This window comes from Aequorivita viscosa (genome assembly GCF_900106795.1).
GTDB classification, from domain to species: Bacteria; Bacteroidota; Bacteroidia; order Flavobacteriales; family Flavobacteriaceae; genus Aequorivita; species Aequorivita viscosa.
Genome location: NZ_FNNS01000001.1, coordinates 131,046 through 146,625 on the forward strand (window position 1 = coordinate 131,046; position 15,580 = coordinate 146,625).

The 15,580-nt window shown below is 37.0% G+C and carries 13 protein-coding genes and 2 pseudogenes; 13 read left to right on the plus strand and 2 right to left on the minus strand.

The window, feature by feature from the left end:
• The first annotated feature begins 109 nt into the window (after positions 1 to 109).
• The 11 genes from lpxD to BLW28_RS00670 all read left to right on the plus strand — a co-directional run bounded on the left by lpxD (position 110) and on the right by BLW28_RS00670 (position 11,043).
• A complete protein-coding gene (lpxD, locus tag BLW28_RS00620) occupies positions 110 to 1,135 on the plus strand; it encodes a UDP-3-O-(3-hydroxymyristoyl)glucosamine N-acyltransferase (protein ID WP_073216237.1) in 1,026 nt (341 codons plus the stop codon).
• The gene (locus tag BLW28_RS00625) at positions 1,128 to 2,534 is read left to right on the plus strand and encodes a bifunctional UDP-3-O-[3-hydroxymyristoyl] N-acetylglucosamine deacetylase/3-hydroxyacyl-ACP dehydratase (protein ID WP_073216239.1); all 1,407 of its coding nucleotides are present in this window, start codon (positions 1,128 to 1,130) and stop codon (positions 2,532 to 2,534) included. Before lpxD ends, BLW28_RS00625 begins: the two co-directional genes overlap by 8 nt.
• Positions 2,535 to 2,623: 89 nt before the next feature.
• Positions 2,624 to 3,409: an acyl-ACP--UDP-N-acetylglucosamine O-acyltransferase gene (lpxA, locus tag BLW28_RS00630; protein WP_073216242.1), complete on the plus strand. Its 786-nt coding sequence runs from the start codon at positions 2,624 to 2,626 to the stop codon at positions 3,407 to 3,409.
• A 72-nt stretch (positions 3,410 to 3,481) separates the two neighbouring features.
• Positions 3,482 to 4,048: an elongation factor P gene (gene efp, locus BLW28_RS00635; protein ID WP_073216244.1), complete on the plus strand. Its 567-nt coding sequence runs from the start codon at positions 3,482 to 3,484 to the stop codon at positions 4,046 to 4,048.
• A gap of 63 nt (positions 4,049 to 4,111) precedes the next feature.
• Positions 4,112 to 5,050 (plus strand): UDP-3-O-(3-hydroxymyristoyl)glucosamine N-acyltransferase, encoded by a 939-nt coding sequence (locus BLW28_RS00640; RefSeq protein WP_073216246.1) that lies wholly within the window; start codon positions 4,112 to 4,114, stop codon positions 5,048 to 5,050.
• The gene (locus BLW28_RS00645) at positions 5,047 to 5,460 is read left to right on the plus strand and encodes a nuclear transport factor 2 family protein (protein WP_073216249.1); all 414 of its coding nucleotides are present in this window, start codon (positions 5,047 to 5,049) and stop codon (positions 5,458 to 5,460) included. The genes BLW28_RS00640 and BLW28_RS00645 overlap by 4 nt, the downstream gene beginning before the upstream one ends.
• Positions 5,461 to 5,575: 115 nt before the next feature.
• Positions 5,576 to 6,448, plus strand: coding sequence for a succinate--CoA ligase subunit alpha (gene sucD, locus BLW28_RS00650; RefSeq protein ID WP_073216251.1), 873 nt, complete (start codon positions 5,576 to 5,578; stop codon positions 6,446 to 6,448).
• A 218-nt stretch (positions 6,449 to 6,666) separates the two neighbouring features.
• Positions 6,667 to 7,413, plus strand: a complete 747-nt coding sequence (gene fabG / locus BLW28_RS00655; RefSeq protein WP_073216255.1) for a 3-oxoacyl-[acyl-carrier-protein] reductase — start codon at positions 6,667 to 6,669, stop codon at positions 7,411 to 7,413.
• Positions 7,414 to 7,519: 106 nt separating this feature from the next.
• Positions 7,520 to 9,553: a hypothetical protein gene (locus BLW28_RS00660; RefSeq protein ID WP_073216259.1), complete on the plus strand. Its 2,034-nt coding sequence runs from the start codon at positions 7,520 to 7,522 to the stop codon at positions 9,551 to 9,553.
• Positions 9,554 to 9,580: 27 nt separating this feature from the next.
• Positions 9,581 to 10,396, plus strand: coding sequence for a prohibitin family protein (locus tag BLW28_RS00665; protein ID WP_073216261.1), 816 nt, complete (start codon positions 9,581 to 9,583; stop codon positions 10,394 to 10,396).
• Between the two features lie 281 nt (positions 10,397 to 10,677).
• Positions 10,678 to 11,043, plus strand: a complete 366-nt coding sequence (locus tag BLW28_RS00670; RefSeq protein ID WP_073216265.1) for a DUF2200 domain-containing protein — start codon at positions 10,678 to 10,680, stop codon at positions 11,041 to 11,043.
• A 132-nt stretch (positions 11,044 to 11,175) separates the two neighbouring features.
• Here BLW28_RS00670 and BLW28_RS00675 read toward each other — a convergent pair.
• Positions 11,176 to 12,920: pseudogene (locus tag BLW28_RS00675) on the minus strand (sodium:solute symporter family protein).
• A gap of 184 nt (positions 12,921 to 13,104) precedes the next feature.
• Between BLW28_RS00675 and corA the strand changes: the two are divergent.
• Both corA and BLW28_RS00685 read left to right on the plus strand, forming a co-directional pair.
• Positions 13,105 to 14,190, plus strand: a complete 1,086-nt coding sequence (gene corA, locus BLW28_RS00680) for a magnesium/cobalt transporter CorA (RefSeq protein WP_073216268.1) — start codon at positions 13,105 to 13,107, stop codon at positions 14,188 to 14,190.
• Between the two features lie 66 nt (positions 14,191 to 14,256).
• A pseudogene (locus BLW28_RS00685) lies at positions 14,257 to 14,943 on the plus strand (DUF2461 domain-containing protein).
• Positions 14,944 to 15,078: 135 nt separating this feature from the next.
• Here the strand turns inward: BLW28_RS00685 and BLW28_RS00690 are convergent.
• The gene (locus BLW28_RS00690) at positions 15,079 to 15,483 is read right to left on the minus strand and encodes a glyoxalase (RefSeq protein ID WP_073216286.1); all 405 of its coding nucleotides are present in this window, start codon (positions 15,481 to 15,483) and stop codon (positions 15,079 to 15,081) included.
• Positions 15,484 to 15,580 lie beyond the last annotated feature (97 nt).

The following is a 15,580-nucleotide window of genomic DNA, read 5'->3' on the forward strand; positions in this document are numbered from 1 at the left end:
ATTTTTGCATTAATCAAAATTAATAACCTAAGTTAATCAATACATATTAAAAAGACTCCTTTGCAGTGGCTCTTTTTTAACAATTTGAAAAAACGTCTTTTTATTCCCCATGAAATTTACAGCAGCCCAAATAGCAGGAATTCTAAACGGAACCGTTGAAGGCGATGAGAATGTTGTAGTTTCTAAACTGTCTAAAATAGAAGATGGGAGTGAGGGGAGTCTCACTTTTTTGGCCAACTTAAAGTATAAGAGTTACATCTATTCAACCAAAGCTTCAGTAACAATTGTTAATAACGATTTTGTAGCATCAAATGAATTCTCTACAACCCTTATTCGCGTTGAAAATGCATACCAAGCATTTTCTCAGTTACTAGAATATTACAATCAAGTAAAAATGAATAAAACAGGAATTGAAAAACCTGTTTTTATTGCAGATAATGTTGAACACGGCACCGACTTGTACTTAGGTGCTTTTGCATATTTAGGTGAAAATGTGAAAATAGGGAACAACGTTAAAATTTATCCTCAAGTGTACATAGGAGACAATGTTACAATAGGAGACAACACAATTTTATTCACGGGTGCCAAGTTGTATTCTGAAACCGTGGTTGGAAAATCCTGTGTAATTAATAGCGGAGTTGTGATTGGTGCCGATGGCTTTGGATTTACTCCAGACGAAAAAGGGGAGTTTCATAAAGTACCGCAAATAGGAAATGTAATTATTGAAGACAACGTTGATATTGGTCCTGGTACCACTATTGACCGCGCAACAATGGGTTCTACAATTATTAAGAATGGCGTAAAACTAGACAACCAAATTCAAATAGCACACAATGTTATTATTGGTGAAAACACAGTAATTGCCGCCCAAAGTGGAGTGGCGGGTTCTACAAAAATTGGAAAAAATTGTATTATTGGCGGTCAAGTAGGAATTGCTGGACATTTAGTCGTAGGTGATAATGTAAAAATTCAAGCGCAAAGCGGAATAAGCCGTAACGTGAAGGACAATGAAGTTCTTCAAGGTTCGCCAGGAATTCGCTTAGCCGATTTTAATAAAAGTTATGTATATTTCAAAAACCTTCCCAAAATAGTGGAACGGTTAAATACGGTTGAAAAACAAATCGATAATGAGTGAAAGTATTGTAAAACAGCGCACCATAGGTAAGGAGGTTTCTCTTACTGGGGTGGGATTGCATACAGGGAAGGAAGTTACTATAACTTTCAAACCAGCGTCAGAAAACCAAGGCTACAACTTTGTAAGAGTAGATTTGGAAGGAAACCCTGTAATTGAAGCCGATGCCAATTACGTGGTAAACACACAACGAGGTACCAATCTTGAAAAACGTGGTGTAAAAATTCAAACTTCTGAACATGTTTTAGCTGCTTTGGTAGGGCTCGAGGTGGATAACTGTACAATTGAGCTTAATGCGTCTGAACCGCCAATTATGGACGGATCTTCAAAGTATTTTGTAGAGGCAATTGAAAAAGCGGGCATTGTAGAACAAGAAGCACCACGTGAAGAATACGTTGTAAAGGAGGTAATATCCTTTGTAGATGAAGAAACGGGTAGCGAGATTATTGTAATGCCTTCAGATGAATATCAGGTTACTACAATGGTCGATTTTGGCACAAAAGTTTTAGGTACTCAAAACGCCTCGATGAAGCGTATCTCAGATTTTAAGGAGGAAATAGCAAATGCCAGGACTTTCAGTTTTTTACACGAAATTGAAATGCTTTTAGACCACGGCCTTATTAAAGGTGGAGACCTTAACAACGCGATAGTGTATGTAGATAAAGAACTCTCTGCAAGTACTATGGATAAACTCCGAACCGCTTTTGGCAAAGACAATATTTCGGTTAAACCAAACGGAATTTTAGACAATCTTACATTACATTACCCAAATGAAGCTGCAAGGCATAAACTATTAGACGTAATTGGCGATTTAGCACTTGTGGGTACTCGAATTAAAGGAAAGGTAATAGCTAATAAACCAGGACATTACGTTAACACTCAGTTTGCCAAAAAACTTTCCAGAATAATTAAAATCGAAAAAAGAAATAGAGTTCCAAAATTTGATTTAAACAAACCACCAGTTAAAGATATTAACGAAATAATGTCTATGCTCCCTCATAGACCGCCATTTTTGCTGGTAGATAAAATCATGGAACTAGGGGAAGATTACGTTGTTGGCTTGAAAAACGTTACCATGAATGAGCCTTTTTTCGTTGGTCATTTTCCAGGAGCACCCGTTATGCCAGGTGTGTTGATTGTAGAAGCAATGGCTCAAACTGGCGGAATTTTGGCACTAAGTACGGTTCCAGATCCTGAAAACTATCTTACGTTTTTTATGAAGATAGATAATGTGAAGTTTAAACAACAAGTAAATCCGGGCGACACCCTTATTTTTGATTTGGAGTTAATTTCACCAATTCGCCGTGGAATTGTACACATGAGAGGAAGTGCCTATGCCAACGACAAACTCGTAACAGAGGCCGAACTAATGGCACAAATGGTAAAAACAAAGAATTTATAGACAAAATCAAGCATGTTTCAAATTTCATTTGAAAGAAGTACATTACCTTGCAAATAATTTTGGACTGTAAGAAATAATAAATACAAGAAATGAATCAACCACTTGCATACGTCCATCCGGGCGCAAAAATAGCTAAGAACGTTGTTATCGAACCTTTTACCACCATTCACAATAACGTTGTGATAGGAGAAGGAACGTGGATTGGAAGTAACGTAACCATTATGGAAGGAGCGCGTATTGGCAAAAATTGCAATATCTTTCCAGGTGCTGTCATTTCTGCAGTTCCTCAAGATTTAAAATTCAAGGATGAAGATACAACTGTTGAAATTGGAGATGGTACTACCCTAAGGGAATATGTTACCATAAATCGCGGGACAATTGATAGAGGAAAAACCGTAATTGGAAAAAATTGCTGGATTATGGCTTATTGCCATATCGCCCACGACTGTATTGTTGGCGACAATTGTATTTTCAGCAATAACAGTACGTTGGCAGGTCATATAACAGTAGGAGATTATGTTGTTTTAGCAGGAATGACAGCCGTACATCAATTCTGTATGATAGGAAATCACGCATTTGTAACAGGAGGATCTTTGGTTAGAAAAGATGTGCCGCCATATACAAAGGCAGCACGCGAACCGCTGAGCTATGTAGGTATAAATTCTATCGGACTTCGACGTAGAGGGTTTACTTCTGAAAAAATTTCAGAAATCCAGAATATTTACCGTCTGCTGTATCAGAAAAACTATAACACGTCTCAAGCTGCCGAAATTATTGAAGCTGAAATGGAGGCAACTCCTGAACGTGACGAAATTCTTCAGTTTATCAAAAATTCCAAACGAGGAATTATGAAAGGATATTTCAATTCAAATTAACAGAAATACAAAATTGAGGCGTTAGACTAATATAACAGTCTACAATCTTAAATCTTAAATCTAAAATCATTAATGGCCACATCATCAGATATCAGAAAAGGACTTTGCATTCGTTACAACAACGATATTTATAAAATAATTGAATTTTTACACGTAAAACCTGGTAAAGGCCCTGCTTTTGTTCGTACTAAACTAAAAAGTGTTACTACAGGGAAAACTATCGATAACACCTTTTCAGCAGGACATAAAATTGACGACGTGCGAGTTGAAACCCATAAGTATCAATATCTTTACAGTGAAGGAGAAACGTACCATTTCATGAATACAGAGGATTATTCTCAAATTCAGTTAATGAAAAGTATTCTGGATACCCCTGAGTTAATGAAAGAAGGAGAGGTTGTAACGGTTTTAATTAATACCGAAGACGGAGCTCCGCTTTCTGTAGATATGCCTGCACACGTTATTTTAAAAGTAACTTCAACAGAACCGGGTGTAAAAGGAAATACTGCTACCAACGCAACTAAACCAGCTGTTGTAGAAACAGGAGCCGAAATTAACGTTCCACTTTTTATTAACGAAGGTGATAAAATTAGAATTGATACAGACAAAGGTCAATATCAAGAACGCATTAAAGAGTAAATTAAACTACTAGTAGCAGCAAGCAATTAAACAAATTCCGCAAAAAAACATAAGCAACGACACGTGAAATTTCCAAACCCTCATTCCCTGGAAAAAATTGCTGATATAATCGAATGTGATTATGTTGGAGATGCCAATTTCCCTGTTTTAGGGATGAACGAAATTCATGTCGTTGAACCTGGCGATATTGTATTTGTAGATCATCCTAAATACTACGATAAAGCACTCGAATCTGCTGCTACCGTTATACTTATCAATAAAGAGGTAACCTGCCCTGAAGGTAAGGCGTTACTGATTTCTGACGATCCTTTTCGCGATTTCAATAAACTTACTAATTATTTTATGCCCTTCCGAAGTGCAAATAGCGCAATTTCAGATTCGGCTAAAATAGGGAAGGGGACCATTATTCAGCCTAATGTATTTATAGGAAATAACGTAGAAATTGGCGAGCATTGCCTAATCTATTCAAACGTGTGTATTTACGATAATACGCGAATAGGCAATAACGTAACAATCCACGCTGGAAGTGTTTTAGGAGGCGATGCTTTTTACTATAAAAACCGACCTGAAAAATTCGACAAACTCGTAAGCGGTGGTAACGTTGTTCTTGAAGATAACGTCGATATTGGCGCTTTGTGTACAATAGATAAAGGAGTAACGGCTTCAACCACAATTGGAGAAGGCACCAAAATCGATAATCAAGTTCAAGTAGGGCACGATACTATTATCGGGAAAAGATGTTTAATAGCTTCACAAGTGGGTATTGCTGGCTGTGTTGTAATTAAAGACTTTGTTACCATTTGGGGTCAAGTAGGAATTACAAGTGGAATAACTATTGGCGAAAAAGCAGTTATTTCAGCGCAAAGCGGCGTTAGTAAATCTTTAGAAGGCAATAAATCATATTTTGGAACTCCTGCAGACGATTTCAGAAAAAAATACAAAGAAATGGCGTCCATTAGGTTAATTCCAGAGATATTAGAAAAACTTAATAAAAATCTATGAGCAATAAAGCAAAAGAATTAGTTAGAGATTTTTATAAATCCGACATTTTAAAGGATGACACGGTTCTTGAACGTTTCTTTCATCCAGAAGTGGAATTGTTATGGAATAGCCCAAGCGGCCTTTCTATTCTTCATTTCGATGAATTAAAGGTGTTTTTTAATGAAATACGCAGAACTTACGACGACTTGCGACTAGAGGTTAGTCACTTACTTGCTGATAGTGAATATGTTACTATTCGTTATAAATATTATGTGCGAACCGTAGAAAATCCAGATGAGGAATTAGGCATTGCGCATTTTATCGCTATCTGGGAGGTTAAAGACGGTAAAATAATTCGTGGTCATCAAGTGAGCCAACCCGTAACAGATAATGACGATACAAACAAAAGCTATCATAGGATTAAAGTTTAGAAACTCTTTAATTGGCTTAACTGAAAATAGTATCTTTGCAATATTTTCCAAGTAATATTAAAAAATGATATTGCTTAAACACTAGATAGAAATAATTAATAGAAAATAATTAAAAATGAGCGTTTTAGTAAATAAGGATTCGAAAATAATAGTACAGGGTTTCACAGGAAGTGAAGGTACTTTTCATGCGGAACAAATGATCGAGTATGGAACAAATGTAGTTGGAGGGGTAACCCCAGGAAAAGGTGGTCAAACACACCTTGACAGGCCTGTATTTAACACAGTTTCTGAGGCTGTTGAAAAAACTGGTGCCGATACTACGATTATTTTTGTGCCACCAGCATTTGCTGCAGACGCGATTATGGAAGCTGCCGATGCAGGAATTAAAGTAATTATTACTATTACTGAAGGTATTCCAGTAAAAGATATGATCACGGCTTCAGATTATATTAAAGATAAAAATTGCCGACTCATAGGTCCTAACTGTCCAGGTGTTATTACTCCAGGCGAAGCTAAAGTTGGTATTATGCCAGGTTTTGTTTTCAAAAAAGGAACCGTAGGGATTGTTTCAAAGTCAGGAACACTTACTTATGAAGCAGCAGATCAAGTTGTAAAACAAGGTTTAGGAATCACGACTGCTATCGGAATTGGAGGCGATCCAATTATCGGTACTACAACAAAAGAAGCTCTAGAACTTCTTATTAACGATCCAGAGAGTGAGGCTGTGGTTATGATTGGTGAAATTGGTGGGCAACTAGAAATAGATGCTGCTAAATGGTACAAAGAAAGCGGAAGTAAAAAACCAGTAATTGGTTTTATCGCTGGTGAAACTGCTCCAGCTGGACGTACAATGGGCCATGCAGGTGCAATTGTTGGCGGAAGTGATGATACAGCTCAAGCTAAGAAAAAAGTCATGCGCGAATGCGGAATGCACGTAGTAGATTCTCCAGCTGAAATTGGTAGAAAAGTAAAAGAAGTATTGGGATAATCTTTAAATAATTCAATGAAAGCTCTGTGAAATTCACAGGGCTTTTTTTATGGAGAACCCGCAACCTTTTGTTATATTTGGATTCCCTGTAAAAAGCAGGAGTTTCCTGTTAGGTTTTAAGAACCTTGTAGGTATATAAGCACAGGTTTTCCTGTAATATTTTAAAACTTCCTGCAAGGTTTTAAGAACCTTGTAGGTCTATAAACTGACCGAAAAAAATGAAATTACTAGAAGGAAAAACAGCAATAATTACTGGCGGAAGCCGCGGAATTGGAAAAGGAATAGTTGAAGTATTTGCCCAACACGGAGCGAATGTAGCTTTTACATATAGCTCTTCAGAAGAAGCAGCAAATGCGCTGGCCGAAGAGATTACTAAATCTGGGGTAAAAGCAAAAGCCTACAAAAGTAATGCAGCCTCTTTTGACGAATCTCAAAAACTGGCTGAAGACGTTTTAAATGACTTTGGCAGTATCGATATTCTTATAAACAACGCAGGAATCACCAAAGACAACCTCTTAATGCGAATTTCAGAAGAGGATTTTGATAAGGTAATTGAAGTAAACCTAAAGTCCGTTTTTAATATGACCAAGGCTGTACAGCGTACGATGCTTAAGCAACGTAAAGGTTCTATCATCAATATGAGCTCCGTAGTAGGAGTGAAGGGAAATGCGGGGCAAACCAATTACGCCGCGTCAAAGGCGGGAATTATTGGCTTTACAAAATCTGTTGCTTTAGAATTAGGTTCTCGGAACATCCGTTGTAACGCTGTGGCTCCAGGGTTTATCGAAACTGAAATGACTGGCAAACTTGACGAAAAAACAGTACAAGGATGGCGCGATGCTATTCCATTAAAACGTGGAGGACAACCAGAAGACATTGCAAATGCCTGTGTTTTCCTTGCCAGCGACCTTTCCGCTTATGTTACAGGACAAGTCTTGAACGTTGATGGAGGAATGCTAACTTGATTTACGAATTTAGATTTTAGAGTTACGATTCATGAAAAATATTATTATTGGTATTATTGAAACTTATTTTCAATCTAAAATCATTTATCGTAAATCGTAAATAACAATGTCTCCAGAAACCATACTATATATAATCCTCGCCGGTGTAATATCCATTGCTCTGGCGATTTTTATGTATGGATATAAGTCAAAGGAAACACGTCGACTCCGATGGGTATTTGGAACGCTTCGGTTTATTACGCTTTTTTCGATCTTGCTTCTACTCATCAATCCCAAGTTTGAAAGTGAAACCTATACTACCGAAAAGCCAAAACTTCCTGTATTGATAGACAATTCAGCTTCTGTAGCGGTTTTGAATCAAGATGGGAATGTTCTTGAGCTGATTCAGGAGCTAAAAGAAAACAGCAAACTCAACAACAAATTCGACCTTTCTTATTATTCCTTCGGAAGTGAATTTCAAAAAAGTGATTCGCTTTCCTTTAGTGAGAAAAATACGAATATTTCACAAGCGCTGTCATCTGTCAATGAGATTTTTAAAAATCAAACAGCTCCCACAATTCTTATAACCGATGGAAATCAAACTTTAGGGAGTGATTATGAGTTCTCTTCAACAAACTTTAAAAATCCTATTTACTCGGTAATTTTAGGCGATTCTATTCAATACACAGACTTAAAAATCGAGCAGTTGAATACCAATCGCTATGCTTTTCTGAAAAACCAATTTCCCGTGGAAGTGATTCTAACCTACAGCGGAACGAGTTCTGTAAATTCGGAGTTTGTTATTACGCAGGGCGCATCAACGGTCTATCGTTCAAAAGTTTCATTTTCAGAAAAGGAAAATTCAAGCACTTTAAACTTTAATCTTCCAGCCAATAGCGTCGGACTTCAGAAATACACGGCACAGATTCTTCCGCTGGACAACGAGAAGAATAAAACAAACAACATCAAGCATTTTGCAGTAGAAGTGATTGACCAAGCTACCAATGTGTTGATTGTAAGTAAGCTCAGTCATCCAGATTTAGGAGCTTTAAAGAAATCCATCACTACCAACGAGCAACGAGCTGTTACCTTCAAAAAACCTTTGGAAGCCGCGAATACTTTAAATGATTACCAACTTGTCATTCTTTATCAGCCCGATAGAAGTTTCGCTCCGATTTTTTCAGAAATAGAAAAATTGGATAAAAATTATTGGGTAATTGCGGGATTACAAACCGATTGGACTTTTCTAAATACTGTTCAAAGTAATTATAAGAAGAATTCTTCCAGACAAAAGGAAGATGTTCAAGCAGTGCTAAACCCTAATTACGGAACTTTCGCAGTAGAAGATTTAAGCTTTGACGATTTCCCGCCACTACACACTCAGTTTGGAGAATTGACCATCAGCGTGCCACACGAAGTTATGCTCGAACAAACCGTAAGCAGAATTGCTACGGAAAGTCCTTTGTTGGCGACTATGGAAATGAACGGAAAGCGAAATGCTATCTGGGATGGAGAAGGGTTTTGGCGTTGGCGTGCAAGTAGTTTTTTAAAAACAGATAGCTTTCAGGATTTTGATGGGTTTATTGGGAGTTTGGTGCAATATCTGGCTTCCAATAAGCGGAGAAGTAGGCTAGAGGTGTCTTCGGAAACGTTTTACTACAATAACAATCCCATCAAGATATCAGCCCAGTATTTTGATAGGAATTATATTTTCGACAATCGTGCTTCCTTGAATATTACAGTAAAGAATACCGAAACCGAAAAGCAAGCCGTGTTTCCAATGCTTTTGCGGAACAACTTTTATGAAGTAGATTTGAATAGTTTGCCCGCTGGGGAATATAACTTTACGGTATCGGTAGCCGATGAAGCGGTTTCGAGTAGTGGTATTTTCACTATTTTAGACTTTAATGTAGAGCAACAATTCTTAAATGCAGATGTTTTAAAACAGAATCGCGTTTCAAACAATTCGCAAGGAAAAGCTTATTTTGCTACACAAACCGATGCTTTAATTCAGGATTTAATTGAAAACACAAACTTCCAGAATATAGAACGAAGCGAACAAAAAGTTGTACCTTTGATCGATTGGAAATACCTACTCGCACTTATCGTTCTAGCACTTTCTGCAGAATGGTTTTTCAGAAAATATAACGGACTTATTTAGAAATCAATTAATATATAAAAATATAGAATGGAAAAATTGCCTAAAATTACAATACCAGTACTCGTAGGAGTCATTTTACTTATTATCATTATCGCCAAATCATCAGTTACAATTAGTTCGGGTCACGCAGGTGTTCTCTATCAAACTTTCGGAAATGGTGTTGTTACCGACCAACCACCATTGGGAGAAGGATTTCATATTATAGCACCTTGGAACAGAGTATTCGTTTACGAAATTCGTCAGCAAGAGCTTAGTGAAAAAATGCAAGTACTTTCATCAAACGGACTTGAAATTAAACTAGACGCCTCTGCTTGGTACCAACCTGTAAGTGCTGATGTAGCAAAGCTTCACCAAGAAAAAGGGGAAAACTATCTACAACGGGTTATCCAACCAGCAATTAGAAGTGCGGCAAGAAGTGTTGTGGGACGTTACACGCCAGAACAACTCTATTCTAGTAAGCGTGACGCTATTCAATCAGAAATTTATGAAGAAACTAAAAAGATTTTGGACAACCAATACATTCAATTAAACGAAGTTTTGGTTCGTGATGTAACGCTTCCACCAGCAATTAAAGATGCTATTGAGCGTAAGCTTCGTCAGGAGCAGGAATCTTTGGAATATGAATTCCGCTTAGAGAAAGCCACTAAAGAAGCTCAAAAAGTACGAATTGAAGCTCAAGGGAAGGCGGATGCAAATGCTATTTTGAGCGCTTCATTAACTGATAAGGTGCTTCAGGATAAAGGGATTGATGCTACGTTAGAACTAGCCAAATCACAAAATGCTAAGGTGGTTATCGTTGGCTCTGGAGATAGCGGTTTGCCTTTGATTTTAGGAAATAACTAATCCTAGCCATTTCCAGAATGTCACATTGAATTCAGTCGAAGCAATATGTCACACTGCGCGCAGTCGAAGTGTTTAATTGATTAATTCAATTTGAATCACATATAAAACCTTCCTTCGTGGGAGGTTTTTTTTATGAGAAATATTTGGCTGAGTTTAAGTGAGTTTTTCCAGGCAAGGTTTTAGAACTAATACAGAATTAAGATTAAGTTTTTTTGAGAAACCTACTTTTAAATAATTCTATAACTTTATTATTTATTAGAAACGTCAATTTGTAAATTGAAATGAAAACAACACCCGAACATAATGAACGAATATCAAAGATGACTTTTGCTTCCGTTTACCCACATTATGTTGCCAAAGTTGAGAAAAATGGCAGGACTATTGATGAGTTGCATCAAGTAATTGAGTGGTTAACAGGGTTTGATAAAGATAAATTAGACGCACTCATCAATGAAAAGGTCACCTTTCAAACCTTCTTTCAAAAAGCAAATATTCACCCGAATGCCCATCTTATAAAAGGTGTAATCTGTGGGTATCGGATAGAAGAGTTAGAAAACCCTTTAACTAAACAAGTTCGTTTTTTAGACAAATTAGTAGACGAATTAGCCAAAGGTCGAAAGATGGAGAAAATATTACGAGAAGGGTAAAGTATATTTTAATTGACAAGTCTAATCATAATGTCTTTATTCCACTTAATTTTAAGCCACATTCAAAATGGTAGATTTTAGAAGCTTGTAGACTTTATTCCTATAATTTGAAATACTTACTGTATAAGGTAGTTAAATCTCCCTTTCTGCGAATCCCGTCTTCTGAAACGATTTGATAATCACCAAGCCACAAACCACGGCAACTGCAGTTAGGCTGAATGCTAAAACAATATTGCTATAAATAAAGTTCCCGATGGCGAATAGGGTACAGTAAACACCTACAACACCCGCAAAAAAGGCGAGAATCTTCATTCCAAAGCCTTTGAATTTAGATTCGTTGCCAAAGATTAAACTGTTGAAACTGTTTAGGGTTTCTGCCTTTGAGGGTTTCGTTAAAAGTGTCACTGTTACCCATCCAATGGTAGTTATTGCAACACTAAGTACTAATTGCCAATGCCCAGCCATAGTAATCATTGGGGTTTCCATTTTTCCGTTTATAAAGAAGAATCCAGCGATTACAAACGAAATAAACATTGCGGCAATTTCGCTATACGGGTTTATTCTGCTCCAAAACCAGCGTAAAATAAAGAGCAAGCCCGTTCCAGCGCCAATTGAAAGCAACAGGTTAAAGCCATCACGGGCTTCTTCCAATATAAGTGCTAACAATCCAGCTAGAATCATCATAACTACCGTTGAAGTCCTTCCTACAGCTACTTGCTCCTTACCTGAAGCATTTTTTCGAAGAAACCGAACGTAAAAGTCATTAACCACATACGAACTTCCCCAGTTTAAGTGGGTGGAAATTGTACTCATAAAAGCCGCAATAAGTGATGTAATTACAATTCCGAGTAATCCCGCAGGTAGGAATGTAAGCATAGCAGGGTAGGAGAGATCATTTTTCACAAATGAAGGATCTAGATTAGGAAAGGCAGCTTGTAAACTTTCTAGGTTCGGGAAACAATAATTGAAGCCAACCCAATAATAATCCACGGCCAGGGGCGAAGCGCATAGTGAGCGAAATTAAAAAATAGGGTAGCATAGGTAGCGTGCTTTTCATCTTTTGCAGCAAGCATTCTTTGCGCAATATAGCCCCCACCACCAGGTTCTGCACCTGGATACCAAACGCTCCACCATTGCACAGCAAGCGGAACAATAAGTAGGGGAATCAATAATTCAGGTTTTGAAAAATCGGGTAGCATTGCTGTTTTAGCGGCTACGGCAGGAGTTGAGAGAAGCTTTTCCATTCCGCCAATTTCTGGCATATTCACTATATAAATTGTAGCCCAAATACTACCGACCATTGCGATAATGAACTGCACAAAATCTGTCAGGATTACACCTTTTAAACCTCCAAAAGCGGAGTAAATCACAACTACGGGAGAGGCAATCAATAAAACTTGATAGGCAGATAAGCCAAACATTACATGACCTATTTTAATCGCAGCCAAACATACGTTAGCCATAATCACGATATTAAAGAAAACACCGAGGTAGATGGCTCGAAAACCTCTTAAAAAGGCAGCGCTTTTGCCGCTGTATCGTAATTCATAAAATTCCAAGTCGGTTGTAATTCCGCTTTTGCGCCAAAGTTTGGCGTAGAAAAAAACGGTCAGCATTCCTGTAAGCAAAAAACTCCACCAAATCCAGTTTCCAAAAACACCGTCTTCGCGAATAACACCGGCGACAAAGTTGGGCGTATCGGCAGCAAACGTAGTAGCGACCATACTTACCCCTAGCAACCACCAAGGCATATTTCTATTTGAAAGAAAAAACGATTTTGAATCTTTCCCCGATTTTTTCGAAACGAGGACACCAATAAAAATAAAAATAACAAAAAACGAGATGATGATAATCCAATCTGGGGTCGTTAAATGCATAAAAGTCTGATTTTTTAAGCTGTTTACAATAGTCGGTTAAAGTAAAGAAATTGAATCGAACTTTTAGAACTCCCTTATATTAATATTCACAGGGTTTTGAACATAGATAAGCACTGTTCTTGGATGTTATTTAAACTTATAATTGTTGCATTTTTTCTACCTTTAAAAAAATAATTCACTTTTTATGGCTGCAAGAAGGAGAAACAAAGTGCAAACCACTAAAATACAACCCAAAAGGGCGAAAAACTATTCGCCTGGAACTGTAAACTATACGGGGAAGAAAACAACTACGGTTACTGAGTTGGATATAATTGATTATTCCAAAGAGCACTATCATCGTTTTGAAACCAATGATATTCACGAGGCTTTTAATTATGAAGACTCCACCAATATTACGTGGATTAATGTAAACGGACTAAGTAATACGGATGATATAATTACACTCGGAACTCATTTTGAACTACATCCGCTTATTCAGGAAGATATTGTAAGCACTTATCAACGCCCAAAAATCGATGAATATGAAGATTATTTATTTATCGTTTTTAAAATGCTGCATTACGATGACGAAAAACTTACCAACGAGCATATTAGTATGGTTGTGGGTAAGGACTACGTTTTGACATTTCAAGAAGCAGAAGGCGATGTTTTTGGAGACTTGCGCGAGCGTCTAGAACACGGCAAAGGACGTATTAGAACAGTAGGTTCCGATTATTTAATGTTTGCAATTCTCGATGCGGTAGTAGATAATTATTTTACTGTTATGGAGTTTTTAAGCAATAAGTTTGAATTGCTAGAGGACAAACTTTTTGATAAAAAAGAAGACCCCGATATCGCCGAAGAAATCCAAGGTCTTAAAAAAGATATTTTAAGAATTAGAAAGGCAGTAGTGCCCTTGCGCGAAGTGGTAAACCGGTTGGAAAAAATAGAATCTCCACTTATTGAAGAACGCACTAATAAATACATCCGCGATTTATACGATCATATTATTCAAGTAAATGAAAGTGTGGAAATATATCGGGAAATGATTTGGAGTTTGATGGATATGTACATGACAACCATTAGCAACAAAATGAACGAAGTGATGAAGGTTTTGACTATTATGTCTACTATTTTCATTCCATTGACATTTCTGGCTGGAATATACGGGATGAATTTTGAATATATGCCCGAACTTCATTACAAAAACAGCTATTTCCTCCTCCTCGGAATTATGGTACTAGTGGTTTTTGGAATGATTTATTATTTTAAAAAGAAAAAGTGGTTTTAAAGCCCACCTTTTCACACAACAAACACCTCCTTCACAAAATTTTTTTCATTACAAACACAATTTAAAATGAGCAATTCCATTCCAAAATCCGCTTTCGACTTTCTATTAGCATTACGGGAAAACAATAATCGCGATTGGATGCAGGAGCACAAAAAGGAGTATCTGGCGAATGAGGAAAAACTAAAAAGCTTCTATTCCGAAGTAGAAAAAGGATTAAATGAGGCGGATGAGATTGCCAAGGTCAAAATATTCTGAATCAATAGAGACCTGCGTTTCAGAAAGGACAAAACGCCCTATAATTCGCATAGAAGTGTAAGTTTTAGTAGAGCAGTAGCCCAGCGTCGTGGTGGGTATTACTTTCGATTAGATCCTGGAAACTGCTATATGGCAGGAGGCTTTTTTGAACCGAATAAGGAAGATCTTTTCCGCATAAGAAAGGAATTTGAAATAGATGCTTCTGAAATTCGCAAAATTTTAAATGAGAAGGAATTCAAAAAGACATTTGGTAATCTTCTTCAAACCAACGCAGTAAAATCGGCGCCTAAGGGTTTCGACAAAGATCACGAGAATATAGACTTGATTAAGCTAAAGAGCTTTGTTGTAAAACGCTCCTATACCAACGAAGAAGTACTTTCAGAAGACTTTGCTGAAACGTTGGTGCAGCATTACAAACAACTCCGACTGTTTTTCGATTATATGAGCAGCGTGCTTACAACCGATTTAAACGGCGTTTCTTTGCTGGATGATTTATAGTCAGTTTTTCAGTATGCAGTCTCAGTCGCAGTAATCAATATGGATTGTTGATAAGTATTTGGTTTTCAGTTTTGAGAGGGGAATATAATTTTTTTTCATAAACCCATAAACCCATAAACCCATAAACCCATAAACTCAAACAAATTCAACCTCCAAAAGCTGAACCTGACTCTTTATTCTTTCCTTAACAATATCCATCATTCGTTTGTTTAAGGCCGATGAGTTTTGAATATAGGTATTAAATTCTTTCAAAGTAAACTGCCCAATTAGTATTCCTTTGAGTGAGTTTCGGAATTTCATATCCTTGTTAATCGCAGTATCAATATAGTCCATTCGCTTTTCTGGCTTAAGGTCATAAAACACATTTTTATGCTTTACAATATAATTTCTGAAAGAAGCCAACAACAAATCATTTTGAAATTTTGCAATAGGTCGTAGAGTGCTATTCTGAAAATGTTCATCGGTACTCATTTCTGAATTTACTTTAGCTGAATCTATCTCAGGGCGCAAGGCTAAAAGCATGCTATCTCGGGTTTTCATAATAGAGTTTTTCTAAAAATATAAATAATATAAAGCTTTAACGGAGGATTACATTTAAGTTATAAACCTCTTTTCAACAAAAAGAAATGTGGTTATG

Bases quoted from the DNA above. Each gene is read 5' to 3' on its own strand.
- BLW28_RS00660 (WP_073216259.1), top strand. From the start codon at position 7,520: ATGTCTCCAGAAACCATACTATATATAATCCTCGCCGGTGTAATATCC.
- BLW28_RS00665 (WP_073216261.1), top strand. From the start codon at position 9,581: ATGGAAAAATTGCCTAAAATTACAATACCAGTACTCGTAGGAGTCATT.
- BLW28_RS00670 (WP_073216265.1), top strand. From the start codon at position 10,678: ATGAAAACAACACCCGAACATAATGAACGAATATCAAAGATGACTTTT.
- efp (WP_073216244.1), top strand. From the start codon at position 3,482: ATGGCCACATCATCAGATATCAGAAAAGGACTTTGCATTCGTTACAAC.
- lpxA (WP_073216242.1), top strand. From the start codon at position 2,624: ATGAATCAACCACTTGCATACGTCCATCCGGGCGCAAAAATAGCTAAG.
- fabG (WP_073216255.1), top strand. From the start codon at position 6,667: ATGAAATTACTAGAAGGAAAAACAGCAATAATTACTGGCGGAAGCCGC.
- BLW28_RS00625 (WP_073216239.1), top strand. From the start codon at position 1,128: ATGAGTGAAAGTATTGTAAAACAGCGCACCATAGGTAAGGAGGTTTCT.
- corA (WP_073216268.1), top strand. From the start codon at position 13,105: ATGGCTGCAAGAAGGAGAAACAAAGTGCAAACCACTAAAATACAACCC.
- lpxD (WP_073216237.1), top strand. From the start codon at position 110: ATGAAATTTACAGCAGCCCAAATAGCAGGAATTCTAAACGGAACCGTT.
- sucD (WP_073216251.1), top strand. From the start codon at position 5,576: ATGAGCGTTTTAGTAAATAAGGATTCGAAAATAATAGTACAGGGTTTC.
- BLW28_RS00690 (WP_073216286.1), bottom strand. From the start codon at position 15,483: ATGAAAACCCGAGATAGCATGCTTTTAGCCTTGCGCCCTGAGATAGAT.
- BLW28_RS00645 (WP_073216249.1), top strand. From the start codon at position 5,047: ATGAGCAATAAAGCAAAAGAATTAGTTAGAGATTTTTATAAATCCGAC.